The sequence below is a fragment of the Sulfitobacter sp. KMM 9851 genome, assembly GCF_057178245.1.
The window spans coordinates 32517-57363 of record NZ_JBXUCW010000002.1 but is presented as its reverse complement, the minus strand read 5'-3'; the positions used below and the strand labels follow the sequence as shown (position 1 = coordinate 57363).

The window sequence follows — 24847 nt, the reverse complement described above, 5'->3', positions numbered from 1 at the left end:
AGAGCATTGCCAGATATAACGCGCATTAAGCTGGCCAATACACGCCGGATTGAAGCTCAAGTGCTTCTTGAAGGTAAAAACGCGCAAGGGAGGGAAGAAATGTCTACAGTAATACCATCAGAAGGTAAGCTTCGCCGGGACGCCATTGGTGTCTGGCATATCGTTTTTTTTGTGATGGCAGCAGCGGCTCCGCTGGCTGTCGTCGTAGGAGTTACACCTTACGCATTCGCTTTCGGTAACGGGACTGGCGTGCCGCTAACCTTTATCATGGTTGGCTTGATGTACGTCCTATTTAGTGTCGGATTTACGGCCATGAGCAGCCACATCGGCGGGGCCGTTTCCTTTTACCCTTATATTTCGGCGGGCATGGGTAAGCCGGTTGGCGTTGGCGGCGCATTGGCGTCCATCGCGACCTATCTATCGGTCGAATTAATGGCGACCGCCTTGTTCGGAGTTTTTGCAAACGAGTTCCTGATGCAATGGCTCGGGCTTGATATACCGTGGTGGCTATGCAGTATTGTGCTCCATTTTGCAGTCTTCGGCACCGGGCGCCGTGCGATCGAAGTATCGGGTAAAGTCCTGGGCGTCCTGATGATTGCAGAAGTAGCGATTTTAGCGCTGCTCGGCGTTGCAGTTTTGCTTAGCGGCGGAGGCCCCGAAGGCATCACCTTAGCACCTTTCGGTCCATCTTCTGTGACATCCGGCAATCTTGGCGTCTCTTTAGTGTTCATCGTTTCAGCATTCATCGGGTTTGAAGCCACGGCAATTTTCGGGGAAGAAGCACGTGAACCACGTAAGACGATCCCACGGGCAACCTTTTTGGCAGTATCGCTGATCGCGGTGTTCTACGCCTTCTCGACGTGGATTATCGCTTTGGCATACGGTCCTTCGAACATCGTTGAAGCCGCAACCAATGACTTCACTGGTCTGTTCCAAGTTCAGATTGAGGGCCTATTGGGGGGTGCCTTCGGTCTTATGCTCCAGATCCTATTGATCACCAGTCTGTTTGCCTGCGTGCTGTCGTTCCACAATACGGTCAATCGCTACTTCTTCGTGGTTAGCCGCGAGGGATTGTTGCACAAAAGTCTGTCAGACACGCACGACGCACACCAATCCCCGCATGTTGCAGGTTTAGTGCAAGTGTTGCTGATGTCTGCCATCCTAACCCTGCTGGGTCTGATGGCGCTTGATCCTGTGCAAATTGTTGGGTGGGCGTCCGGCTTTACAGCGATCGGGATTCTGATGATCCAGATTCTAGTCTCTGTCTCGGTGATTGTATTCTTCAATCGTGATGATCGTGGCGTAAGTGTTTGGCGCCGATCGGCGGCACCCGGTTTCTCGGTGATGGCCCTGTCAGCCTGTCTCTATTTGCTCGTATCAAATATCGAATTTGTCAGCGGTACGGAATCTCCAATCGTGAAGTCGTTCCCGCTTGTTATCGCAGGATTGCTGTTCTTGGGCATGGTCTTCACCAACTGGCTGAAAACCAACAAGCCAGAGACATATGAAAACCTCGGTAAAATATTGAACTGAAGCTGTGAAATGGAAGGGCCAGTGCACAAAAATGGCCCTTCCCCAGCTCACTGGAGAAAAATATGACTACGACTGAGAAGAAACCAAAACCGTTCTTCGAGCTGCCAGAGGGAACGCATACCGTGGCTATGGGCTTCGGTGACCTCAATGGATTGATGCGTGGAAAACGCATTCCGGCACAACACTGGGAAACTGCCTGCGAAAGCGGGATTGCGATCATCAGCGCTATGTTCGCAATGGATATGACCTGCGATATCTGGGACACGCCCTATTGCAATATGGATAATGGCTATCCGGATATGCATATGTTTCCCATCTCCGCCCCCGTCGCCTGCCCTTGGGAGCCCGGCGTGGCAATTTGCGCAGCCTACACGGAAACGATGGATCACAAGCCCGTGCCAATTGATCCACGAAATGCCCTTGTCCGTCAGATCGACCGCGCCAAGGAAATGGGTTTCGAGGTTCAGGTAGGCACGGAGCTGGAGTTCTATCTTCTCGACCCGGAGACACTGCTGCCCAAGCAAACCAAGATTGATGTTTATGGTCTGAATTTGTCTGCAGAACTAGACCATGTTCTAGGGCCAATCCGCAACAACCTGGCGGCAATCGGTATTCCGATTGAGCAATCGAACCCAGAATATGCCTGTGGTCAGATCGAAGTGAATATGCGCTATGATGAGGCGTTGTTGGGTGCAGACCGTGTTGTCGTGTTCCGAAACGTCATCAAAGATATTGCGCGAAGCGAAGGCTACCATGCGACCTTTATGGCAAAGCCGTTTATCGACCAGTCAGGCAGTGGCTTTCATACACATTATTCGCTCTGGAAAGACGGCAAGAACGTCTTTGCCAAAGACGGTGAAATGAATGACCTTGGCCTTTCGTTCTTGGCTGGAATGCAGGCACGTATGGCGGAAATGTCGCTTGCGACCTCCACCACGCCAAACGCCTATCGGCGCCGTCGGCCCGGCGTCTTTTGCCCCGTGAATACGGCTTGGGGCTATGATAACCGTACGGTCGCGCTGCGCATAATTGACGGTAGTGACAATGCGGTGCGTATCGAGAAGCGCGATGCAGCAGCAGATTGTAATCCCTACTATCTGTTGGCATGCGAAATTGCCGCCGGGTTGGATGGGATCGAGGCGGGTATGACACCCAAGGGACCTGCAACCGGAGGTGATGCCTGTAAATTGACAGACGTCGATCCAATCCCAACGACCATAGATTACGCCATTGATCTGGCGGCAAACTCCGACTTCATGAAACGGGTTATGGGCGAAGATGGCTTGGCTATTCTACTTCAGCAATCGCGCCGTGAACGCGATTTTGTCAATGCGCAGGTAACACCTGTTGAAACCGCCCGTTACGCGCGAAATCTATAATACCAAAGCTGACCTTGGGCGTCGTACCAGCGCCCAAGGTTGCCCGGATGTGCAAACCAACCTGTTGTTGCCGGCTAAATCTAGATTGCCTGTAGCTGTAGCACGCGACCATCAGAGATATGCTCATGCATCGCTGATTGGGCTTGTTCAAAACTTCCGGTTTCCAATGCATCGCAAAGCGCCAGATGCCCGTCCAATGATGCGGCTAACAATGGCTTACTCATTGTTTGAAAAATACGAAGAGACAGGCTGCGGTTCCACAACGCGTCAAAGCTTTCGATAAGGTATACGTTCCCTGTGGCCTCTACAAACGCCCGATGAATAACGCGGTTTGCCTCGTAATAGGCCTGGCTGGTGCCGGCCACTGTTTGTTCTTGCGTTAGAACAACCTCGCGCAGCTTTTGCAGCGCCTTGGCGTCAATGGTCTGGGCCAGATATCCTGCGCAAAAACCTTCGATAGCCTGTCGGGTTTGATAAATGTCGCGCACGTCCGAGGGGCTGATCTTGCGCGCCTCAAATCCACCGTTTGTTGTAGAGACAAGCACGCCTTCTTGCTCCAGTCGCAGTAAAGCTTCGCGTACGGGCGTACGGCTAACACTCAACAACTCAGCGAGCCGTTCTTGATGGAGCCGATCTTCCGGCCCGATCTCGCCGGACTGAAGCCCGGCCAGAATCTGTTCATAGACGAGTTCAGCAAGCCTTTTGCGGGGCGTCACAATTTTCTGAAGTCCTAGCACGGATAGCGGCGCCTCCTGATCAGTTGCCTTCCGTTATAGCAATATTGCGCTCTTTGAAGAAAGATACGATTTGTGCGACGACTTCCGGCGAGGGCTTGGTCACTGTTAGCCGCTCTTCGGCGTCCTGAACCCGGTCGGCGGGAACTGTGCTGCGTCGCATATCAATCAGATCAGCAATAAAGTTATTATGAAACTCTGGGTGTGCCTGAACTGTATACGCGCGCTTGCCATAGATTATGGCCGCATGTTCGCAAAAGTCCGACCGGCCAACGGTCTTGCCCCCCTGCGGGAGCTCAACGACCTGATCTTGATGCCAAGCGTTGATAATGACAGGTTCAGCGATATCATCAAAAGTGTATTCATGCGGGCCAAGCGCCCAGCCTTTTTTTGACTTCTCAACTTTTCCGCCAAGGGCACGTGCGAGGACCTGATGGCCGAAACAAATGCCGACGGTTGGCGCGTCAGCTTCATATGCCCCACGCAAGAATTCTTCCAAACGCGCGATCCAGGGCAAATCATCATAGGTAGAGTATCGCGAACCAGTGATAAGCCAGCCGTCACACTCTGTCGGACTTGTTGGGAAATCATCGTCGAGCACGGCGAATGTCTCGAACTCAAATCCCTGATCCGCCAATAAGCTGATAAACAACGTGTCAAAGTCACCGTGTCGAGCTTCCAATTCACTCAGAGCGCGCCCCGTTTGCAGAATTCCAATCCTCATATTTTACTCCAGTGAAAAGTCGATAATGGTACGGATGCCTTCGCCACGATCCATTGCCGCAAATCCGTCGTTGATTTGCGAAAGCGGTAGGCGGGCTGTCAGCATGTCATCAAGATTGAGTCGGCCATCCATATAAAGCCGCGCCAGTCTTGGCATATCGGTCCGGAATTGGTTTGACCCCATGTCACAGCCCATCACTTTGCGTTCCGCGATGAAGTGACCAAAGGGAAGGGCAATCTTTTCCTCTAACCCCATCAGGCCAATCATCACTGTTTTGCCTCCCTTTCGGGTGCTTAGAAAACACTGCTCGACAAGCTTGCTGTTCCCCACGGCTTCGAATGCGACCTCAACCCCTTTTCCGTTTGTGGCGGCCATAATTGCGCCAACGGCATCATCTTCAGCGGGGTTCACGATATGCGTTGCGCCCAGCGTTTGTGCAAAGGCCAGGCGGCCGGGATTAAGATCCACAGCTACGATCGTCACAGCCCCAGCTACTCGCGCTGCCTGTATGGTAGACAATCCAACTGCGCCGCACCCAAAGACGGCCACTGTCTCACCTGCTCTGAGCTCGGCAGTTCGCGTCACCGCCCCCCATCCGGTCATCACACTACAGCCGATAAGTGCGGCGCGGTCCAACGGCATGGCGCTGTCTACTTTGGTAAGGGCGTGCTCATGCACCAATATCTCATCGGCAAAGCCCGACAGGTTCATAAACTGTGAAACGGGCCCGTTGGCCGTGCTGATACGCGGGGCGTCGTCCTGACCGCGATTCAGGCTGTCCTGGTGCTCACAAATTGACGGGCGACCAGAAAGACACATTTCGCAACATCCGCAAAACGCAGAGAGGCAACCGATTACATGATCACCGGGCTTGAGATAGCTTACCCCAGCCCCGACCGCGCGCACCACACCAGCCGTTTCGTGGCCCAACACCGCAGGCACAGATAACGGCAGGTGGCCGCGCATAAAATGAAGATCGGTATGACAAAGGCCAGTAGCCGCAACCTCGACTCGCACCTCGTTGTGGGCGGGATTGCCAAGTCGAATGTTCTCGATCTCCAGATCCCGACCGAATTCTTTAAGAATAGCTGCTTTCATATCGTTCCCTTTCAGTCGGACCTAAAGCGCGTGCTCAAGAAAGTACCGCAGACGGGCATTCACCGCCTTCGGGTTCTCCAGATTGACGATATGCCCGGATTTTGGGATCACCGTGACACTGGCGTTTTGAATCCGTTGTGCAATCTCGTAGGCATAGGCGGGCGGCGTTTCTGTATCTTGCGCACCTACCATAACAAGCGCAGGGCAGGTGATTGCCCCCAAGGAATCTAAAGCATCATGATCCGCAATCAGCCGGGTTGTCAGTGCCAGCCCAGAAAGCCGGGCGCGGGACATCGCGGCAATGCAGTCGAGTTTGACGGCTTCAGGACAATCAGTGCCCACAATAGCGCGGATCATCCCGTCAGAGAATTCGCAAACAGTGGTGCCGCTCTTGAGGTCTGCAAGGATAGGATCGGCAAATTCGGCTGGCTTCATATCGCCGCCAAATCCAAATTTCGGTGAACTATCCAAAATCGTGATGCTCTTGGTCATGTCTGGGTGCGCCGCAGCAAAATGCTGCAAAATCATGCCGCCAACAGACAATCCAACAAAGTGGGCAGACGAGAGGCCCAGTTGATCAGACACGAAGCGGGCTAGGGCAGCAACGATATCCTTCATGTCCGTATCTTCGGCAGGATCAGCAGAATCACCGAAGCCCGGCAAATCCCAGGCAACACATCTATGGGTATCCGAAAACGCAGCCATTTGCGGCTCCCATGCCGTGGCAGAACCCGCCATTGCATGAAGGAAAATAATCGTATCGCGTGGTGATTTGTCTCTATTTTCAGCTTCTTCCCATGCAATTTCCCCTAATTTCACATCCGCCATTCATGTCTCCCATTAAGCTAAGGGTTGCCAGTGTATTCATGAATACAGTATGCACTATAAAACAACAACAGCCCATATCGCGATATACAGGGGGCTGCGGGAGGAGACAGAAATGACCAGATTCCAACTCGAAGCCGACCTTTCGGATCCGGCAACTTTTGACCACGGCATTCCCCAAGCCGCCTTCGCCGCGATGCGCAGCGAGCCAAAGCTGGCTTGGAACCCATTGCCAACTGAGGGGCCTGATGCTGGCTTCTGGAGCGTTGGGCGCTTTGATGATGTTGTCGCGGTTAGCCGTGACACCGAAACCTTTTCATCCGCCGTTGGGACATCCAAATCTATAACATTGATGATGACGCACTTAGCGCTCGCGCCTCGATGATTGATATGGATCCGCCTGATCACACCCGATTGCGTCGCTTGGTGAATCCGGGTTTCATCCCGCGGGTGCTCAAAACCTATGCCGATGTGATCCGCAGTCGGGCAGGCGCCCTTTTGGATACAATGCTGGCGGATGGCGGTGGTGATTGGGTTGAGCAGGTATCAAAACCCATTCCGATCGGGATCATCTGCGACATGTTGGGCGTGCCAGAAGAAGATCGAAATCTAATGATCGAAATGACCGATCAACTTGTGGCCGGCACCTCGACCGAGGTAATGGATCCAACGGCATATGGGAACACTACACCACTGCGCCTGCTGCCCTTCAATAGCCCTGCGGCCCACGGCCTGCGTGAATATGCGCGAAAGTTGGGCGAGCAACGCCGGGCAGAACCTCGCGATGATCTGGTATCGCAATTGGTTACAACCGAGATCGACGGCGAAACACTTAGCGATGAAGAATTCACAAACTTCTTTCGTTTGTTGATCTTTGCTGGCAACGAAACCACCCGCACAGCCATGTCCCATTTGGCGATGCTGCTCGCAGAGCATCCCGGAGAATTTGCTCGCATTAAAGAAGACCCCGCGCTGATTGATACCGCGGTGGAAGAAGTGGTCCGCTATTCCTCGCCAATCCTCTATTTCCGTCGCACCGCTACAAAAGATACCGAGCTTTCAGGTGCCAAAATTGCAAAGGGCGACCGTATCGTCATGTGGTATGCCAGTGCGAATTTTGACGATACCCGTTTTGATAATCCGACGAAGTTCGACATCGCCCGCCCCAGAATGCCGATCCATGCTGGCTATGGCGGTGGCGGCGTTCATACCTGTCTTGGCGCCGGTCTGGCACGCCTCGAATTGAAGGTTCTTCTCGAGGAAATTCTGGCACGCGACATCAAAATAGAGGTGGTCGGAGAGCCGGAGTTTGTGAGCACCAATTTTGTCAACGGGGTCGAGCATTTGCAGGTTCGCCTGACGAAAGGGGCATGAGCATGCAGGACAAGTTTACCGAATTCGAAGTGACGCGGGTTGTCCCTGAATCCGAGATCATCACGTCCTACTATCTGTCACCCAAAAAGCCTCTGCCACGAGAGTTTGTGCCGGGCGAATATCTGATCTTTGAACAGGTTTGCGAAATCGCAGGCAAAGTTCGTCGCGAATATTCGATCTCGGGAAAGAACAGGGACGGCCTTCGTGTCACAATCAAGCACGAAACAGCGCCCTCATCAGACCTGCCCGACGGGATTATGTCGACGCGCTTTCACACCTCTGTAAAAGTTGGCGATACCTTGCGGGCCGTTGGCCCGATGGGGCAGTTCACCCTTGATCGCGCCTCATCACGGCCTGTGGTCTTGCTGAGTGGTGGTGTGGGCCTTACACCAATGGTTGCGATGGCGCATGAACTGGCCGCGACCTCCACGCGCGACACGTTATTCATCCATGCCTGTGAAAACGGCCCTCTGCACGCCATGGGGAAAGAAATGCGAGAGCTTGCACAAAACCATCCCCATTTCAAAACCCACTTTGTCTACCGTAACCCAGCAAAGGCTGACCAAGAGGGATCGCACTATGACAGCACAGGCTTTGTCGACCGGACCCTTTTGGCCCGCCTTTTGCCTGAAGCCGAATGTGATTTTTATCTTTGCGGCCCAGGGCCATTCATGCAGGCTATGTATGACTTGCTTCACGACATGGGGGTTCAAACGGACCGCATTTCGTACGAATTCTTTGGCCCTGCCAGTGTCTTAAAGCCAAAAAACGCGGTGGCCGCGCCGCCCAGAGCATCCACGGAAGCGCAGGATCAACCAACGATCAAATTTGCCAAATCAGGTCTTGAAACTCATTGGGACCCTGAGTTGGAAAATCTGTTGGAGTTTGCCGAGGAACATGGAGTGATGGTTGATTTCAGTTGCCGCGCTGGCACCTGTGACACTTGCAAAACCAAGGTCCTGTCTGGCGATGTCAGTTATCCGCAAGAACCCTTTGAGCGTCCCGCCGAAGGCTATGCACTATTATGCTGCTGCATTCCAGAAAGCGACCTTGAGTTGGATGTCTGATAGGGATGTAGCCACGTAAGAACCGTAAGTTTGTTGTCGGGCGGCTTGATATTTCGAGGTTCTATACTGGCTGCTTGATCCCATTATATGGTGGACAGTTTTCTTTCGTCATCAGAAGGAAGCACTATGGGGCAAGTACTTCATGGGAGGGTATTGCCAAGTTGTTGGCGTCGACTTGTGAACCTTTGAAAAGGCAGGATCATACGGCCATTTCATAGGTGTAGTCGGCCCAGAGGCTGAAGGCATCCGAGCGGGCATGGCGGTATAAGATTACTGTGAGTTGCGAGCGGCGTGGGTGAAAGATGAGGTTGATAGGATCATGCGCAAACAGGAACCTCTGAGCCTGCCGGTGGGATTTAAATTTGCCGAGTATCTTCTCTCGTTTGCGTGTCGGTCGATAGGAAACTTCAATCGCGCTTTTTAAGCTCTTTTGGGCACGGTGGCCGGCGTCCGGGGTCAAAGTTTTGATCGGCTTGATATAGCTGCGTCGTTTGTCCATTGCCCGACAGTGCATTGCGAATGCAATGTCACGAGAGGGGGCGATGCTCACCCTCGGTTCGCCGAACTTGGCGACTAGCCTTTTGAAAAACCGCTTTGCAACCTTAGCGTTTCGACGCGTTTGAACAAGAAAATCGAGTACGTCGCCATTGGCGTCGATCGCGCGCCACAGCCGGTGCTTTTTGCCACGGATTGTGATCACAACTTCGTCCAGATGCCACTTGTCGTTCGGTCGCGGTCGATCTCGACGGATGCAATCTGCGAAATGCCGACCAAAGCGATTGACCCATAGCCGGATCGCTTCCCGGCTAACAATCACGCCCCGCGCGGCCAACAGGTCTTCCACATCAGCCGTGCTCAGGGCAAACCGATAGTAAACCCAAACAGTGTAACCGACGATCTCGCGAGGAAAACGGAAGCCCTTCCAGGCGCGGCATATGGGTCGGAATGCTCATCAGATTTTCTTATCCAAATCAGATCCGGCCAACAACTTGGCAATACCATGGCTACAGGTACGCACCGCGGGCCGGAATATCTGATGGCAACTCTAATGCACCATTCGGTCAGGTGGACAGTGCCATCGAAATCCCATGTGCAGTCTGAGTAACCAGCGGGGCCAGTTCTTCTTCGACCCGCTCCAATGACCACGAGGGGGTGGATACACAAATGTTAATAGCGCCTACCGCTACCCCGGGCCTTTGGTAGATCGGCGCACCAACGGTAAGTTCGCCGGGAATGCATTCCTGATTGGCCAGCGCATAACCATGTGTGCGAACAAATTCGATCCGCTTGTACAACTCGTCGCGCTGCGTGACGGTGTGTCGCGTGATCGGGCTAAGATCTGTAGCATCAAGGATGCGGTCGATCTCCTCATTCTCGAGCGTCGACAGATACGATCGACCGCTCGACGTGCAAAACAGCGGTGCCCGTCCGCCCACGATAGGGTTGATGATATGCGACTGACGGCTGCGCAAGCGCGCGATATAGATGATGTCCTGATCCAGCGGAATCCCCAGGTTCATCGCCTGGTTGCAACTGTCACGCGCCTTGAGCAGATAGGGCGCTGCAACGGTCGTGATCGGATCGGTTGCTAGATAGGAATACGACAGTTCAAGCATCCGCACGGATGGGCGCATCAATCGGGTTTGCGCGTCTCGTTCCAGCAGGCCAAGCGAAACCAACGTGTAACAACACCTTTGGGCAGCACTTTTTCCCAACCCCGTGGCGGCAGTTATCTCGCTTAGGCTGAGCGGCTTTTTCGACCCGGTAAATGCCTGCAAAACGACAAACGCCTTGCCCACCGCGCCGATGAACAGCGGACTTGTTTCTGCCTCTGACAAGGTGTCGGGGATCTTTGCCCCTTCTGGGTCACCTGATCGAACACGGCCAGAGGCGTTGGTCATGAGTATTCCTTTGGCTCGAAACGAGCGTGAATATGCTTATACGGCGCGCGCCCACGTTTATCGTCGTGACTCATTAAAACAACCGTCACCCTTGGGTGACCACCCGCTCTTATTCAACAGGATAAGCGAAAACTCAACCGTATCGACTGGTACTGATACTTAGTATTGACATGCGATACTAAGGAGTCAATTCTCCGCGTGTCACAAGATCGCCGCAAGGTTTGCAACAGGTGGACACCGCCGGGCGACAACGCGCCAAAGCGATCTCATAAGACATAATCTGCAGGTTGCTGAACGGCCTGCCCTCGGGAGGAACTTCATGAAAACTTCTAGACTTATAATATCCGTGGCATTGGCCGCGGCACTGGCCGGCAACGCGATGGCGGCCGGCAAACAGATCAACGGTGAAACCCTAGCTGAGAAACAGGAATTTACGTATCGCCTGCTGGATGACATCAAATCCTTTGACCCGCAGATCAACACCGATGTCGAAGGTTTCGGCGTCATCCGCCAGCTTTTTGAAGGGCTAATGAACGAAGATGCTGAGGGCAAAATCGTTCCCGGTGCGGCCACGGGTTACGACGTAAGCGAAGACAAGCGAACCTATACCTTCCATCTGCGTGATGCAAACTGGTCCAATGGTGATCCGGTAACGGCGCATGATTTTGTTTATTCATGGCGTCGCCTGGTCGACCCGGCCACCGCCTCTGAATATGCGTGGTACATGGAACTGATGGGCGTCACCAATGCCAGCGCCGTGGTCAAAGGCGAGATGGCCCCGGATCAGCTTGGCGTTCGTGCCGTGGATGACAAAACCTTTGAAGTCACCATCGAAAACGCACTGCCATATTTCCCGGCCATGACCGTTCTGTCGGTGGCATTCCCTGTGCCGCAAAAGACGGTTGAGGCCCACGGCAATGACTGGACAAAACCCGAAAACATGGTGGGAAATGGGGCTTATACCCTGTCTGAATATCGCTCCGGTGAAAAAGTTGTTTCCGTGCGTAACCCCAATTATTGGGACAATGAAAATACCACCATCGAAACGGTTACCGCGCTGGTGATCAACGATGAAAACCAGGCGCTGACACGTTATCAGGCGGGCGAACTGGACAAGACGAACATCCCGTCGGGCCAATATCCACGCCTGGCCAAGGAGTATTCAGATCAGGCAATCTCGGCCCCTTATAGCTGTTCCTATATTTATTGGTTCAATATGGGCGAAAAAGGCCCCGAAGCGCTGAAAGACGTTCGCGTGCGCAAGGCTTTGTCTTATGCGATTAACCGCGAGGTTATCACCGACCGTATTTTGCAGGGTGGTCAGTTCCAGTCCTACAACCTGACCCATCAGAAAACCGCTGGTTTTGAGCTTCCTGAGATTGATTATGCGTCCTGGACACAAGAAGAACGTGACGCCAAGGCGCAAGAACTGCTTGCTGAGGCGGGTTATGGTCCTGACAAGCCGCTGAACCTGACGATCAGCTACAACTCGGATGAATCGCACAAGAAAATTGCCATCGCCGTAACTCAGTTCTGGAAAAAGACACTTGGCATTGACGTGTCGATGCAGAACGCGGAATGGAAGGTGCACACCACAAACATGCAAAACGGTGATTATGAAATCGCGCGCTACGCATGGTGTGGGGATTATAACGAGGCATCCACCTATCTTGATTTGTTGACGTCCTATTCGGGCCACAACGTTTCGGGTTTTTCGGACGAGGAATATGATGCCTTGATGGCAGAATCCAAAACCATGGCGGAGCCAAATCCGAACTACACCAAAGCGGAACAAATTTTGGCGCGCGACATGCCTTTTGCGCCGATTTACCAATACACCAGCGCCATCATGGTGCAGGAGGATGTGCGCGGCTGGCCCGCAAATAACCTTATGCAAAGCTGGTACGCGCAGGATATGTATATCGTTGAGTAAGCCTCCCATTGCTTGACTTTACGGGTGCCGGTGACTGTCGGCACCCGAACATAGCCTTATCCTAGCGGACGACATTCCCTGATGCTCAAGTTCTTCTTAAAACGCCTGTTGGTGGCAGTGCCGACAATCCTGGTGTTGATCGTGATATCGTTTCTGCTGATGCATGCCGCCCCGGGCGGGCCGTTTACATCAGAACGCGCTGTTCCGCCCGAAATTCTGGCCAACCTCGAAGCGAAATATGGCTTGGACCGACCCTTGTATGAACAGATGTTCACCTATGTGAAAAATGTGGTCTTTCACTTCGATTTCGGCCCGTCATTCACCTACAAAGACCGGACCGTGAACGAGGTGTTGCAACAAGGGTTTCCCGTGACCCTGACATATGGCGGTATCGCCTTTGTCGTGTCCCTTTTGTCAGGGGTGGCATTGGGTATATTTGCGGCCATCTATCACAACAGCTGGATTGACTACTTTGCCGTTGGGGTTTCCATCGGCGCGCAGGTGTTGCCCAACTTTGTCATGGCGCCGATCCTTGTGCTGGTGTTCACCCTTTGGCTGGGCTGGTTGCCCGGTGGCGGCTGGAGCTTTAGCGACCCCAGTTACATGATCATGCCAATCATCGCCCTGTCCACCAGCTATATGGCATCCATCGCACGCATCATGCGGTCATCCATGCTCGAGGTGCTGACCAGCAATCATATTCGCACCGCCCGCGCCAAAGGGCTGCCGAAGTGGCGGATTATAATGAGCCATGCGATCAAACCCGCGATGTTGCCTGTGGTTTCGTATTTGGGGCCAAGCTTTGTGTTGATGATCACCGGCTCTGTCGTGGTGGATATGTATTTTTCCACCGGGGGCATGGGGCTGTTTTTCGTGAACGCCGCGCTGAACAGGGATTATTCGGTGATGATGGGGATCACCATCCTGGTTGGCAGTCTAACCATCATTTTCAACCTTCTCGTCGATCTGGTCTATGCATGGATCGACCCCAAGATCAGGTATTAAACCATGCTGGCAGAAAAGGGTAACCTGCACGACCCCGCCAATGGCGGCCCGGCGCAACAGATCCCGAGCGACATCCGCGGGCGATCGCTGTGGGCAGATGCGCGCAAACGCTTTATGCACAACAAAGCGGCAGTGGCGGGGTTGATCGTGCTGATCCTCGTGACGGTCTTTGCCTTTGCAGGCGGATATGTGGCGCAGTATTCAAACAACGAGATCGACTTTATGGTTATTGGTCAGGCGGCCGAGCTTGGTGCGCCTTCTATCGCCAACGGGCATTATTTCGGCACCGATGATCTGGGGCGCGACCTGTTTGCACGCACGGTACAGGGCACGCAGATTTCGCTGATGGTGGGCGTGGTGGGCAGCCTGATCGCGGTTGTCGTTGGCACGCTTTTCGGGGCTACGGCGGGATACGTGGGCGGCATGACGGATGGTCTGATGATGCGCACCGTCGATATTCTGATGGCTGTCCCCTATATGTTTGTGCTGATCCTTTTTCTGGTCATCTTTGACCGTTCAATTGCGATGTTGTTCATCGGTATCGGGTTGATTTCATGGCTGGAGATGGCGCGGATTGTGCGGGGCCAAACGCTGAGCCTGCGCAAAAAAGAGTTTGTCGAGGCCGCCCGTGCAATCGGCGTGCCAGGGTACAAGATCATCTTTCGCCACATCGTGCCGAACCTTTTGGGCGTTGTGGCGGTTTACGCCACGCTGCTGGTGCCGCTGATGATCCTTTACGAAAGCTTTATTTCGTTCCTGGGGCTGGGCGTTCAGGAACCCAACACAAGTTGGGGGGCGTTGATCGCCGAAGGAGCAGGCACGATGCAATACGGCACCCTTTGGCAACTGGCGTTCCCGCTGTTCTTTTTCGTGATTTCGCTCTTTGCCTTTTACTTTGTCGGGGACGGTCTGCGCGACGCGCTGGACCCGAAGGATCGCTGATATGTCCATGCTCGAAGTATCCAATCTCTCGGTCAAATTCGACACCAATGACGGTATCGTACACGCGGTCAAAGACGTCAGTTTTGGTATTGATGCCGGGCAGACCCTTGCCATCGTCGGTGAAAGCGGCTCGGGCAAAAGCCAGACGGCGTTTTCGATCATGGGGCTAATGCCGCGCAACGCGCTGCTGGAGGGGTCTGTGCGCTATGAGGGTCAGGAAATCCTGAACCTGCCTGAAAAGCGGATGAATGCCTATCGCGCCAATGATATTGCGATGATCTTTCAGGACCCCATGACGTCGCTCAACCCCTATATGCGTATTTCTGAACAGATGGCCGAGGTGCTGATCCACCACAAAGGCATGTCGAAATCCGATTCAATCGCCAAATCTGTCGAAATGCTGGATGCGGTCAAGATCAAGGATGCCAGGGACCGGATCAGCATGTACCCGCATGAGTTTTCAGGCGGCATGCGGCAACGTGTGATGATCGCGATGGCTCTGCTGTGCCGGCCAAAGCTGTTGATCGCGGATGAACCGACAACTGCGTTGGACGTGACAGTACAGGCCGAGATAATGGATATCTTGCTCGATCTGCGCGACGATTTTGGCATGGCTATTATTCTGATCACCCATGACCTTGGCATTGTCGCAGGCAGTTGCGACGAAACGCTCGTCATGTATGGCGGCAACGTCATGGAGCATCGCGATACCGTCAGTCTTTTCGCCGCACCTGAACATCCCTACACCAAAGGTTTGTTGGCGGCGGTGCCACGTCTTGACCGCGATGTTGAAACACTGTCGACGATCACCGCCGTCACAAATACCACCCAATCCAAAGGGGCCGCCCGATGACTGACGCACCCGTTTTGCTGTCTGTGCGCAACCTTGCTGTTCATTATCCGATCCGGCGCAAGGACGCCGGGATGTTTGCCCGGCCTGAAGTGCTCAAGGCGGTTGATGATGTTTCATTTGATCTGAAGGCGGGGGAAACGCTGGGCATCGTGGGCGAAAGCGGCTGTGGCAAATCCACGCTGGCCCGCGCGATTATCCGCATGGTTCCGGCAAAGGACGGCCAGGTGCTGTGGATGGGTCAGGATCTTTTGAAACTGAACCGTTCAGACATGCAGGCGCGCCGCAAAGATATCCAGATGATTTTTCAGGATCCGCTTGCCGCGCTTAACCCGCGCATGACGGCGGGCAATATTATTGCCGAACCGCTGCACACCCACATGCCGCAACTGTCGAAGTCGGCCAAGCGTGACAAGGTTGTTGCGATGCTGGAAAAGGTCGGCATGGGCGGTGAACATATCAACCGCTATCCCCATGAATTTTCGGGCGGGCAATGCCAACGTATCGGGATTGCCCGTGCGCTGATCACCAATCCCAAGCTAATCGTATGTGACGAACCGGTCTCAGCGCTGGATGTTTCGGTACAGGCACAGGTGGTGAACCTGCTGATGCAACTGCAAAAAGAACTCGGCCTTTCATTGCTGTTCATTGCCCATGACTTGAGCGTGGTAAAACATATCAGCAATCGCATCATGGTGCTGTATTTTGGTAAGATCGCCGAACTGGGGGAAGCCCGGCAGGTGATCGAAAATCCCCAACATGACTATACCAGAAAACTTATCGCCTCGGTGCCGATCCCCGACCCTGCGATCGAGACGCAGCGCCGACAGACCCGACGGGCGCAGCGATTATTAAATGCTCAATAATCCGACCCGCAGCGGCCACGGCACCGTAAACTTAACTTAACTTGGCCAATGAGTTATCCGTACCCGGAAGCTATACTGCTCTAACCAGTGCGATTTCGCGCCAAGTTTGCGTCGCAAGTGATCTCATTTCACGCAAACCAGTGGATGTCATTTTGTGGCAAGGAAGCTGGAACAAGTTGGCAATCGGATCATGGATGAAAAGAAATCGTTGTAACTGGCTCGGGGATTTGAATCTCTTCACCGCTCTCTCTCGCTGCCGCGTTGGCTGACGGGAAACGGTGGCGGTGATAGAGCGATGAAGGGCTAGATTTGGTCGTGCCTTGCCTTCGCATGTCAACAGAGCCGGTGCGTTAAGTTTACGGTGCGTCCCTACGAGGCGTTAAGCCCCCGGATGCGCGTCGATGCCGCGATCGCCGAACCACTGCGGCGGCACCGGCTGCGCGCAAAAGAAGCGGTGGCGGGGCGGGTCCGTGATCTGATGGGACAGGTAGGGTTGCCTAAGAAACTGGCAGACCGCGTTCCTCGCCAATTGTCGGGCGGAGAATGTCAGAGGGTTGCCATCGGGCGGGCTTTGGCCTTTGATCCGCGTGTCTTGATTGCGGACGAGGTGATCTCGGCGCTGGATGTGACATTGCCGGCGCAGGTGATGGACCTATTGCTGAAGCTGCAAAAGGAGCGCGGCCTGGCCATGATTTTTATCAGCCACGACCTCGCCGCGATCCGGTGGCTGTGCAATACGGTTATCGTGATGCGGCGGGGCCAGATTGTCGAGCGATGCGCGACGGCCGCGGTCTTTGACAATCCGCAACAGGGTTATACCCGGCAGTTGATCGACGCCATTCCGCATTTGCCGGGGGGCGCCGCAAAACCGACCGGCCCGGCCCGCGAACGGGTGACCAAGGCGGAAAGCGAAGTGCCGCTGTGCGTAGAGCGCAATTTCGACAACCTGCCGTTCGAGACCGCCGCCGATCTGGCCAATGGCGCGGGCGTCAGCGAAATGACCGTCAGCCGATTTTTACGGCGTCTGGTCTATGCCCATGAGACGGTCAAGATTGCGGACATGTGCCTGCGCCGCGACATTCCGCTGATCATGATCAGCGACCGTTACAACGCCTGGCCGCGGCAATACACGCCGCATATGCTGTCGGTCGCGACCTTGCGGCGCATTTCGACCCGTTTCCCTATGAACCCAGCAGCCAGATGCGCCCGATCTCGACCCCCGACCGAAAGGATGACAGTTTATGATCCCTCCTGCGCGCGCCCGCGACATCGGGGTGCAGTTCCTCGGCACGCCCGGCCCTTTTAACGCGATCACCGATGTACCCGGCGTTACCGTCGGGTTCGCGACCGTGATCGAAGATGCGGTGCCGGGGGTCCACAAGGGGCTCTGCACAGGGGTCAGCGCCATCATCCCGCGTGGGGTCAGCGGCGCGATCGAACCGGTCTGGGCCGGGGTTCATTCGTTCAATGGCAATGGCGAGTTGACGGGGTCACATCACATCAAGGATTTGGGGTGGTTTCTGGGGCCGGTGATGCTCACCAATTCCCATGCTGTCGGCATCGTTAGTCACGCCACCGTGGGTTGGATGATCGACCGCTACCCAGCCGTGTTTGAGGCAGACCATATGTGGTGCCTGCCTGTGGTGGGTGAAACATACGATGGCGTATTGAACGACATCAACGCGCGCGGCGTGACCGAGGCCCATGCGTGGGCGGCGCTGAATTCAGCTGCCAGCGGCCCGGTGGCCGAGGGCAATGTCGGCGGCGGGACGGGTATGATCGCCTATGAGTTCAAGGCTGGCACCGGCACTGCTTCGCGCCGGATCGAGGTTGCGGGGGCGGTTTATCATCTGGGGGTGATGGTGCAGGCGAACCACGGCACCCGCCCCGCGTTTGAGGTGTCGGGCGTGCCTGTGGGGCAGATGATGACCGATGATCTGGTCCACCCAACTGATCTGGGGTCGATCATCGTGGTGATCGCCACCGACGCGCCGTTGCTGCCACATCAGCTTGACCGGCTTGCACGGCGCGGGGGCATCGGCATAGGGCGCAATGGCACCATTGGGGGCCACAGCTCGGGTGATATCTTTCTTGCCTTCAGCACCGCCAATCCACAGAGCAACCCTTGGCATGTGCCCGATGTGATGGAGCTGGTGGCGCTGAAAGATGCCCATCTTGATCACTTCTACAGCGCTGCCGTGCAGGCGACAGAAGAAGCTGTCGTCAACGCAATGATCGCAGCGCAGGACCGCATCGCGGTGAAACCGGCAGGCAAACCTGTGCGCGCCATCAACCCTGCGGCGCTGATGGCTGCGGTTAGAGGGTATCAGCGGACTTAGCGGGGGGGGGGGAGGAAAATGGATATCATTGATTGTTTCGGCACACCGCGCCTGCGCGGCCTCAGCCACGGCGAGGCGCTGCGCGGGCAAATTTCACAGGCATTGGCGGCCTGGGAAGTGGCGACGATGGCCGGACTGGGTGCGCGCGCGCCCAAGGACATTGATTCCTATTGTGCGCAGTTTCTGGCCGATACCACGTTGATCCAGACCGCCGAGGCGCAGACGCCGGACCTGATGACCGAATTGCGTGGCATCGCCGAGGGGGCAGGGCAACCGCTGGCGCGGGTAGCGGCCTATAATCTGATGGATGAGCAATGGTGGTATGATGCCGCCACCACGGCCCCGCCACCCGGATGCAGCCTGATTGCGCAACCGGTCAGCGGTGGCCATGTCCTAGCGCAGAACATGGATTTGCCTGCGCATATGGAAGGGTCACAAGTGGCGCTGCGCCTAGGCGGGGCGGACATGGCGCAGACCATCGTGTTAAGCGCGGCGGGGATGATCGGGCTGACCGGGGCCAATGCGGCAGGTCTGGCGATTGGGGTGAACACGCTGCTGATGCTACACCATGCGTCCGCCGGGTTGCCCGTTGCCTTTGCCATGCGCCACGCCCTTGGCGCGCGTGACAGCAAAGCGGCACAGGCGCGGCTGGCGGGGGTGCAACACGCCAGTGGCCAGCATTATGCGTTGGCCACCCGTGCAGGCATTACATCGCTGGAATGTTCCGCCACATCCTGCACGCCGCTTGCGGTCCCAGACAGTGGCAGGCTGCTGCATACCAATCATCCGCTGGCCAGCACCGACATCGACGCCACGGCACTGGCACGGCTGGGGTCGGGCGGGTTCACCCAAAGCTCGTCGCTGCGGCTGGCTTGGCTGGACCAGCGGCAAGACAGCCTTGCCAACGCCGGGGACGTTCAGGCGCTGTTCGATGACGCCGATGCGCCGCTGTGTATGCGGGCCAAGACGAACGGTGGGTCCAGCACCTTTGCCACCGTGCATTACACCTTGGGCGACAGCACAAGCGTCCGCATGCGGCAGGGCACCGCGGGCAGTGCTGCCTGGCAGGAGGTCGCGTTTCTGGAGGCGGCGTAGGGCGCCTGCACTATGGCGCCGGGCCTAGGCATCTCTGCCGCGCGTCAGCCCAGGCTGAACCAGTCGTCGTTCGGCGCGAAGCGCGGTCCGTGTGCCTTTTCCAGCTCCTTTAGCCGAGAGGTGATCCTGCGAATGCCGCGGGTTTTGGCATAGTGCAGCGGCCCGCCGCGGAAAGGTGGCCAGCCGGTCGCAAAGATCATGGCGCCGTCGATCTGGTCCGCGTTTTTCGCGATGCCAAGCCGCAGCACTTCGACAAGGGCGTTCAGCATTGGCAGGATCAGCCGGTCGGTCAGACCGTCAGGGCCGACGTCCTCTTTGTAGAGGTGCGGCGGGCCGTCCGACCAGTCGTAAAAGCCGCGTCCGGTCTTGCGGCCAAGATCGCCCGCCTCAACCTTTTGCCGCAGTAAGTCCGATATCTCTGTCATCGGGTCATCAAGTCTGTCTCGTAGCGATTGCGCGACATGCAGCCCTATATCCAATCCCACCTGATCGGCCAGGGTGACCGGCCCCATCGGCATCCCAAAGCGCATCGCGGCGCTGTCGATCACCTCTTTCGGAACGCCTTCGTCCATCAGGGCCATTGCTTCCATTAGGTATGGGGTCAGGGCGCGGTTCACGACGAAACCGGGGTGGTCACGGACGCGGGAAGGCAGTTTGCCGATGGCGCCGCAGAACGCGGCAAGTCGGCTTGTGGTCTTGTCGCTGGTGGCAGCACCCTGCACGACCTCGACCAGATCAATCTTTGACACCGGATTAAAGAAATGCAGCCCGGCAAAGCGCGATTTGGTCGGGGCATGAGCCGCCAGATCATCGACCGAGAGGCTGGAGGTATTGGTGGCCAGGATCGCGCCTTTCTTGATCCTACCTTTGAGCGCGGCATAGATTTGTTGCTTGATCCCCATGTCTTCGGGGGCCGCTTCGACGATCAGATCGGCGCGGGCGATGCCATAGCCGCGCGGGTCGGGCATCAGCCGGTCCAAGGCGTCGCGGGTGGCAATACCGCTCAGGTGTTTGGCGCGGCAGATTGCGGCGGCCCGCGTGATGGCGCGTCCCAGCGGATCGGTGTGAAGATCGCCCAGTGTGACAGTCTTGCCCCTGATCGCGGCCAGGACAGCAATCTCGGCACCCATGGCGCCCGCGCCGATGACATGGACATGTGCAATGTCGTCATTGCCCCGGCCCGCGTTCTTAAGCTGTTGCCGCAGAAAGAACACCCGCCGCAGATTGCGTGAGCTGGGGGATTTCAACAGATTGGCAAAGGACGCGATTTCGCCGCGCTGCATGGCGTCGCGGTCGGCCCCGTGCTCTTCCCATAGCTCGATCAGGGCGTGCGGGGCGGGGTAATGTTCGGCGGGGGCCTGCTGTTCAGTCTGGCTGTGCATCTGGCGCGCGATCAGGCTGCGCGCCGCCTCAAAGCCAAGCGCGCGCGCCTTGAGACCCGGCTCATGGCGGGTGATCTTGCCCGCGATGGCGGCACGCACGGCGGCGGCAACATGGCGTTCCTCGACCACCTGATCAACGATGCCAAGCGATTTTGCGCGCTCGGTATGTGCCGTCTTGCCGCTCAGCATCATTGTCATGGCTTCGGTCGGGTCAATGAGAGCGGGCAGGCGAAAGGTGCCGCCGAGGCCGGGATGCAAGCCCAGCATCAGTTCGGGAAAGCCAAAGGAGGCCCCCGTCACCGCAATACGGGTGGCGCAGGCCAGCGCCAGTTCGAACCCTGCGCCAAGGGCTGCACCATGGATCACACAGACCGTCGGACAGGGCAGCGCCGCGATCCGGTCAAGCACGTCGTGCTCCTGTTTCAGTAGGGTGCTTGCATTGCCGTCTGTCATGCTGTCGAAAGCCGTGATGTCGGCCCCGGCGGCAAAGCCACTGGCCTTGGCCGAGCGGATCACCAGCGCGCGAGGCAGGTCGGCTTCGGCCTCTGCCACGTGTTTTTCAAGGTCGCGGATCACATCAGCCGAAATCGTGTTGGTGCTGCCGCCGCTTTTGTCCAGCGCGAGCCACAGGATGCCGTCGCCATCGCGCCCGGCGCGCCAGTTGCCTTTTTGTGTGGTTGCAGCGCCCAGTTCCAGTTTCGTTTCGCCAAGGTGTTTTAGAACGTGCCCGGTCATTGAACTGCCTCCAGCATCATCGCCCCACCCAGACCGCCGCCGATACATTCGGTGGCGATCCCGCGTTTTGCGCCGCGTGCCTTCATCGCATTGGCCAGATGCAGCACGATCCGGTTGCCGCTGGTGCCGACCGGATGCCCCAGTGAAATGGCGCCGCCGTCGATGTTCAGCCGGTCCCGGTCGATGCAGCCAAAGGCGGTATCGTAGCCCAGCACCTCGCGGCAGAAATCGGTGTCATTCCAGGCGGCAAGACAGGACAGCACTTGCGCGGCGAAGGCTTCGTTCAACTCCCACAGGTCAATGTCATCAACGCCCAATCCATGCCGCTGCACAATCGGTGTGGTCGATAGCACGGGGCCAAGCCCCATGATCGACGGATCAACTGCGGCCCATTCGCTGTCCGTAATCTCTGCCAATGGCGTCAGTCCATGCGCCTCTACCGCGCGTTCACAGGCGAGGATGCACCAGCTTGCACCATCGGTGATCTGGCTGGAATTGCCCGCCGTCACTTTGCCGTGGGGCTTTTCAAAAACGGGTTTTAGTTTGGCGAGGGCTGCCATGTCGCTGTCGGGGCGCACGCCATCGTCATGGTCGTATAGCGTGCCGTCGCGGTCAAAGGCGGGCATCACTTCGTCGTCCAGCCGCCCCGCGCTCTGTGCTGCGGCAAGGCGCTGGTGGCTTTGCACAGCGTAGGCATCCGCGCTTTCGCGGTCGATGCCGAACCGGTGGGCAAGGATTTCCGCCGTCTGGCCCATGTTTAATTCGGTGATCGGGTCGGTCAGTCCGCGTTCCAGCCCGATGACGGGTTTAAAGAACTCGGGCTTGATCCCCGCCAGTGCACGCGCGCGATCCAGCGGGCCGGCGGCGGCGTTCATGCGACCGAACCATTCCACGGCGGATTGGCGCAAAACCAACGGCGCATGGCTAAGCGCCTCTGCCCCGCCCGCAAGGATCATCTGGTGTGATCCATCGCGGATATAGCGGTAGGCGGTGTCGATGCTTTGCATGCCCGACCCGCAGTTGATCTGCATGGTAAAGGCAATCATCGCGTCGCCTAGACCCAGCCGCAGGGCCGCAACGCGGGCAGGGTTCATTTCATCTGCGATGACGTTGACGCAGCCGAGGATCACGAGGTCAAATGCCGTGCGATCAAACGCCTGGCGCGCCAGCAGGGGGCGGCCACATTGCACCGCCAGATCAACGGGGGTGAAGGGGCCGGGGCGATTGCGGGCCTTGAGAAACGGGGTGCGCGCCCCATCAACGAGAAAGACGCGCTGGCCGTGACGATTGGTCATTGAACGGCCCCTTGATTGGTCAAACGATCGTTGATCGTGGTGCGCAGCACTTGCACCGGACTGTTCAAGAATGTCTGTGCGGCAGGGCCGGCCGAAAACTGCACTGCCTTGAGGCGGGGATCGCGGGCGATTAGTGCCCTGCATTCGGGTTGGGGCAGGGGGGGCAGCGCCCCTTTGGCCCATTGATGTATTGTTTTGGTGAGGGCTTGCGCGCGAAGACTTGGCATGACGTTCTCCTTAACTAAAGAACGCGCCGCCGCGTGGATCAGTTCCTGATCGTTTGTCGGTGTCCAGGGCATCGGCACCGATATGCGCAGGCCGACTTTTGCGCGGGGGGTGCGGGGATAAACCGGCCGTACCCCCCGCGCCAAGGGATCAGGTGTCGCGCTGGGGTGTGTTGCCTTCGCCCAAATCCCAGAACAGCCCGGCCATCAAACGCAGGGCATCGCGGCAGACGGGTTTGAGCACATGTTCATCCGGGGCGTGCTGCGAACAACTGCGGTACGAATGTGGCACCCAGACCGTCGGCAGACCAAGGATGTCGGAAAAGCTGTCGTTGGGCAGTGATCCGGCCAGATTGGGCAGGATGTGCGGGGGTCGCCCGGCGCTTCGGGTTAACGATTCAGCAACGAAGGTAACCCATGGGTGACCCGCATCCAGCCGCGTGGCGCGAAAGAAGCCGCGGTCGTGTGGCACGATCTGCACATCCTCAAACCCGTGTTTGTCGAGGTGGCGGCGCAGCGACGGCAGGATGTCGTCGGGATCGGTCCCTACGACATAGCGCAACTGACAGGCGGCGCTGGCATGGGCCGAGATGGCGTTGACCGGCGCTTCGGGTACGCCGCTTTTCATCGCGAGGATGGCAAAGCTGTTCCAGCCATAGGCGCGCTCCACCGGGGTCAGGTCCTCTTCGCCCCAGTCGGTGTCGATGGCGGTGCCATCGTCGCTCTGGATCGGCAGGTCTGCCAATGCGGCGCGTACCGACGGTGTCAGGCTGTCGGGGCGCCATTCGGGGATCTGGATCTGGCCGCGCTTGTCAGTGATCGTGGAAAGGGCCTGTGCCAGAATGATCGCGGGATCGGCCAGCAGGCCACCCCAATTGCCCGAATGATGTGCGCCGTCGCGTTTGTCGACAATCAGATCGAACGTCACCCCGCCGCGCGACCCCATGAACATCGTCGGCACGTCGGGTTGCAGACGTGGCCCGTCAGAGGCGATCAGAACATCGGCCGTTAGTTTGTCGCGGTGCGCAGCAAAGAATTCAGGCAAACCCGCGCTGCCGGTTTCTTCGCTCATCTCGATCACGATGCGGCAGTTGAACCCCAGCTTGCCGCGCGTCGCCAACACCGCCTCAAGGGCAGCGATGTTGATCAGGTGCTGGCCCTTGTTGTCTGCGGTGCCGCGGCCATACAGCCGGTCCCCTTCTTCGACCAGTTTGAACGGGTGCAGCCCCTCGCGCCACTGGTCCGTCTGGGCGCGGATCACATCGCCGTGGCCATAGGTCAGGATCGTCGGCAGGGTGTCCGCCTCGTGCCGTTCTCCCATCAACAGCGGCCCACCGCGCGGGTCTGGGTTGTCGTGCAGTGTGCAGGTGAACCCCAGCGCGCTCAGGCGCGGCTGCATGCTGTCGGTTAGATAGCGCATCAGTTCGGGGGCTTGGTCGGGGTTCTGGCTTTCGGTTTCGTAGGCGACGAGGTCGGCCAGATTGGATTGGAAGGTGCCTTTGTCGAAATAGCTTGAGATCGTCTCGATCACGGTGTCGCGGCTCAT

The 24847-nt window shown here is 56.9% G+C and carries 21 protein-coding genes and 1 pseudogene; 13 read left to right on the top strand and 9 right to left on the bottom strand.

Annotated elements, in window-relative coordinates; genetic code table 11:
* Positions 1–6 precede the first annotated feature (6 nt).
* The gene (locus AC1965_RS18565) at positions 7–1533 is read left to right on the top strand and encodes an APC family permease (RefSeq protein WP_483887206.1); all 1527 of its coding nucleotides are present in this window, start codon (positions 7–9) and stop codon (positions 1531–1533) included.
* A gap of 62 nt (positions 1534–1595) precedes the next feature.
* Complete coding sequence (locus AC1965_RS18560; RefSeq protein WP_483887205.1) at positions 1596–2912, top strand: glutamine synthetase family protein; 1317 nt, start codon at positions 1596–1598, stop codon at positions 2910–2912.
* A gap of 80 nt (positions 2913–2992) precedes the next feature.
* On the opposite strand, the gene AC1965_RS18555 is transcribed toward AC1965_RS18560, so the two are convergent.
* Genes AC1965_RS18555 through AC1965_RS18540 form a run of 4 tightly spaced genes read right to left on the bottom strand, consistent with a single transcriptional unit; the run spans position 2993 to position 6296 of the window.
* Positions 2993–3649, bottom strand: coding sequence for a GntR family transcriptional regulator (locus AC1965_RS18555; protein WP_483887204.1), 657 nt, complete (start codon positions 3647–3649; stop codon positions 2993–2995).
* A gap of 19 nt (positions 3650–3668) precedes the next feature.
* Entirely contained in the window at positions 3669–4370 is a 702-nt protein-coding gene (locus tag AC1965_RS18550) for a type 1 glutamine amidotransferase (RefSeq protein WP_483887203.1), read from the bottom strand.
* Between the two features lie 3 nt (positions 4371–4373).
* Positions 4374–5468 (bottom strand): Zn-dependent alcohol dehydrogenase, encoded by a 1095-nt coding sequence (locus AC1965_RS18545; protein WP_483887202.1) that lies wholly within the window; start codon positions 5466–5468, stop codon positions 4374–4376.
* 21 nt (positions 5469–5489) lie between these two features.
* Positions 5490–6296 (bottom strand): alpha/beta fold hydrolase, encoded by an 807-nt coding sequence (locus AC1965_RS18540; protein WP_483887201.1) that lies wholly within the window; start codon positions 6294–6296, stop codon positions 5490–5492.
* Positions 6297–6408: 112 nt separating this feature from the next.
* Between AC1965_RS18540 and AC1965_RS18535 the strand changes: the two genes are divergently transcribed.
* The 3 genes from AC1965_RS18535 to AC1965_RS18525 are packed head-to-tail and all read left to right on the top strand — an operon-like array spanning position 6409 to position 8734.
* Complete coding sequence (locus tag AC1965_RS18535) at positions 6409–6678, top strand: hypothetical protein (RefSeq protein ID WP_483887200.1); 270 nt, start codon at positions 6409–6411, stop codon at positions 6676–6678.
* On the top strand, positions 6675–7667 hold the full coding sequence (locus AC1965_RS18530) for a cytochrome P450 (protein WP_483887199.1): 993 nt from the start codon (positions 6675–6677) through the stop codon (positions 7665–7667). The genes AC1965_RS18535 and AC1965_RS18530 overlap by 4 nt, the downstream gene beginning before the upstream one ends.
* A 2-nt stretch (positions 7668–7669) precedes the next feature.
* Complete coding sequence (locus tag AC1965_RS18525) at positions 7670–8734, top strand: 2Fe-2S iron-sulfur cluster-binding protein (protein WP_483887198.1); 1065 nt, start codon at positions 7670–7672, stop codon at positions 8732–8734.
* A gap of 199 nt (positions 8735–8933) precedes the next feature.
* Here AC1965_RS18525 and AC1965_RS18520 read toward each other — a convergent pair.
* Both AC1965_RS18520 and AC1965_RS18515 read right to left on the bottom strand, forming a co-directional pair.
* A pseudogene (locus tag AC1965_RS18520) lies at positions 8934–9687 on the bottom strand (IS6 family transposase).
* 108 nt (positions 9688–9795) lie between these two features.
* The gene (locus tag AC1965_RS18515; RefSeq protein ID WP_483887197.1) at positions 9796–10635 is read right to left on the bottom strand and encodes an IclR family transcriptional regulator; all 840 of its coding nucleotides are present in this window, start codon (positions 10633–10635) and stop codon (positions 9796–9798) included.
* A 319-nt stretch (positions 10636–10954) separates the two neighbouring features.
* Here AC1965_RS18515 and AC1965_RS18510 point away from each other — a divergent pair, with 319 nt between their 5' ends.
* From AC1965_RS18510 to AC1965_RS18475, 8 genes are all read left to right on the top strand, one after another.
* Positions 10955–12568: a peptide ABC transporter substrate-binding protein gene (locus AC1965_RS18510; RefSeq protein ID WP_483887196.1), complete on the top strand. Its 1614-nt coding sequence runs from the start codon at positions 10955–10957 to the stop codon at positions 12566–12568.
* A gap of 81 nt (positions 12569–12649) precedes the next feature.
* Positions 12650–13573: an oligopeptide ABC transporter permease OppB gene (gene oppB / locus AC1965_RS18505; RefSeq protein ID WP_483887195.1), complete on the top strand. Its 924-nt coding sequence runs from the start codon at positions 12650–12652 to the stop codon at positions 13571–13573.
* Positions 13574–13576: 3 nt separating this feature from the next.
* Positions 13577–14515: an ABC transporter permease subunit gene (locus tag AC1965_RS18500; RefSeq protein WP_483887194.1), complete on the top strand. Its 939-nt coding sequence runs from the start codon at positions 13577–13579 to the stop codon at positions 14513–14515.
* Between the two features lies 1 nt (position 14516).
* Positions 14517–15368 (top strand): ATP-binding cassette domain-containing protein, encoded by an 852-nt coding sequence (locus tag AC1965_RS18495; protein WP_483887193.1) that lies wholly within the window; start codon positions 14517–14519, stop codon positions 15366–15368.
* Complete coding sequence (locus AC1965_RS18490) at positions 15365–16231, top strand: ABC transporter ATP-binding protein (RefSeq protein WP_483887192.1); 867 nt, start codon at positions 15365–15367, stop codon at positions 16229–16231. Before AC1965_RS18495 ends, AC1965_RS18490 begins: the two co-directional genes overlap by 4 nt.
* A 361-nt stretch (positions 16232–16592) precedes the next feature.
* Positions 16593–17537: an ATP-binding cassette domain-containing protein gene (locus AC1965_RS18485; RefSeq protein ID WP_483887191.1), complete on the top strand. Its 945-nt coding sequence runs from the start codon at positions 16593–16595 to the stop codon at positions 17535–17537.
* Positions 17473–18570, top strand: coding sequence for a DmpA family aminopeptidase (locus AC1965_RS18480; protein ID WP_483887190.1), 1098 nt, complete (start codon positions 17473–17475; stop codon positions 18568–18570). Before AC1965_RS18485 ends, AC1965_RS18480 begins: the two co-directional genes overlap by 65 nt.
* An 18-nt stretch (positions 18571–18588) precedes the next feature.
* Positions 18589–19665, top strand: a complete 1077-nt coding sequence (locus tag AC1965_RS18475; protein WP_483887189.1) for a C45 family autoproteolytic acyltransferase/hydrolase — start codon at positions 18589–18591, stop codon at positions 19663–19665.
* Positions 19666–19709: 44 nt separating this feature from the next.
* On the opposite strand, the gene AC1965_RS18470 is transcribed toward AC1965_RS18475, so the two are convergent.
* The 3 genes from AC1965_RS18470 to AC1965_RS18460 all read right to left on the bottom strand — a co-directional run bounded on the left by AC1965_RS18470 (position 19710) and on the right by AC1965_RS18460 (position 24847).
* Positions 19710–21782: a 3-hydroxyacyl-CoA dehydrogenase NAD-binding domain-containing protein gene (locus AC1965_RS18470; RefSeq protein ID WP_483887188.1), complete on the bottom strand. Its 2073-nt coding sequence runs from the start codon at positions 21780–21782 to the stop codon at positions 19710–19712.
* A complete protein-coding gene (locus AC1965_RS18465; RefSeq protein WP_483887187.1) occupies positions 21779–23077 on the bottom strand; it encodes an acetyl-CoA C-acetyltransferase in 1299 nt (432 codons plus the stop codon). The genes AC1965_RS18470 and AC1965_RS18465 overlap by 4 nt, the downstream gene beginning before the upstream one ends.
* A gap of 375 nt (positions 23078–23452) precedes the next feature.
* Positions 23453–24847, bottom strand: a complete 1395-nt coding sequence (locus AC1965_RS18460; RefSeq protein ID WP_483887186.1) for a M20 family metallopeptidase — start codon at positions 24845–24847, stop codon at positions 23453–23455.

Coding starts and splice junctions, on each gene's coding strand:
- AC1965_RS18560 (WP_483887205.1), top strand. CDS start 1,596: ATGACTACGACTGAGAAGAAACCAAAACCGTTCTTCGAGCTGCCAGAG.
- AC1965_RS18550 (WP_483887203.1), bottom strand. CDS start 4,370: ATGAGGATTGGAATTCTGCAAACGGGGCGCGCTCTGAGTGAATTGGAA.
- AC1965_RS18545 (WP_483887202.1), bottom strand. CDS start 5,468: ATGAAAGCAGCTATTCTTAAAGAATTCGGTCGGGATCTGGAGATCGAG.
- AC1965_RS18540 (WP_483887201.1), bottom strand. CDS start 6,296: ATGGCGGATGTGAAATTAGGGGAAATTGCATGGGAAGAAGCTGAAAAT.
- AC1965_RS18535 (WP_483887200.1), top strand. CDS start 6,409: ATGACCAGATTCCAACTCGAAGCCGACCTTTCGGATCCGGCAACTTTT.
- AC1965_RS18530 (WP_483887199.1), top strand. CDS start 6,675: ATGATTGATATGGATCCGCCTGATCACACCCGATTGCGTCGCTTGGTG.
- AC1965_RS18525 (WP_483887198.1), top strand. CDS start 7,670: ATGCAGGACAAGTTTACCGAATTCGAAGTGACGCGGGTTGTCCCTGAA.
- AC1965_RS18515 (WP_483887197.1), bottom strand. CDS start 10,635: ATGACCAACGCCTCTGGCCGTGTTCGATCAGGTGACCCAGAAGGGGCA.
- AC1965_RS18510 (WP_483887196.1), top strand. CDS start 10,955: ATGAAAACTTCTAGACTTATAATATCCGTGGCATTGGCCGCGGCACTG.
- oppB (WP_483887195.1), top strand. CDS start 12,650: ATGCTCAAGTTCTTCTTAAAACGCCTGTTGGTGGCAGTGCCGACAATC.
- AC1965_RS18500 (WP_483887194.1), top strand. CDS start 13,577: ATGCTGGCAGAAAAGGGTAACCTGCACGACCCCGCCAATGGCGGCCCG.
- AC1965_RS18495 (WP_483887193.1), top strand. CDS start 14,517: ATGTCCATGCTCGAAGTATCCAATCTCTCGGTCAAATTCGACACCAAT.
- AC1965_RS18490 (WP_483887192.1), top strand. CDS start 15,365: ATGACTGACGCACCCGTTTTGCTGTCTGTGCGCAACCTTGCTGTTCAT.
- AC1965_RS18480 (WP_483887190.1), top strand. CDS start 17,473: ATGATCCCTCCTGCGCGCGCCCGCGACATCGGGGTGCAGTTCCTCGGC.
- AC1965_RS18475 (WP_483887189.1), top strand. CDS start 18,589: ATGGATATCATTGATTGTTTCGGCACACCGCGCCTGCGCGGCCTCAGC.
- AC1965_RS18470 (WP_483887188.1), bottom strand. CDS start 21,782: ATGACCGGGCACGTTCTAAAACACCTTGGCGAAACGAAACTGGAACTG.
- AC1965_RS18465 (WP_483887187.1), bottom strand. CDS start 23,077: ATGACCAATCGTCACGGCCAGCGCGTCTTTCTCGTTGATGGGGCGCGC.
- AC1965_RS18460 (WP_483887186.1), bottom strand. CDS start 24,847: ATGAGCCGCGACACCGTGATCGAGACGATCTCAAGCTATTTCGACAAA.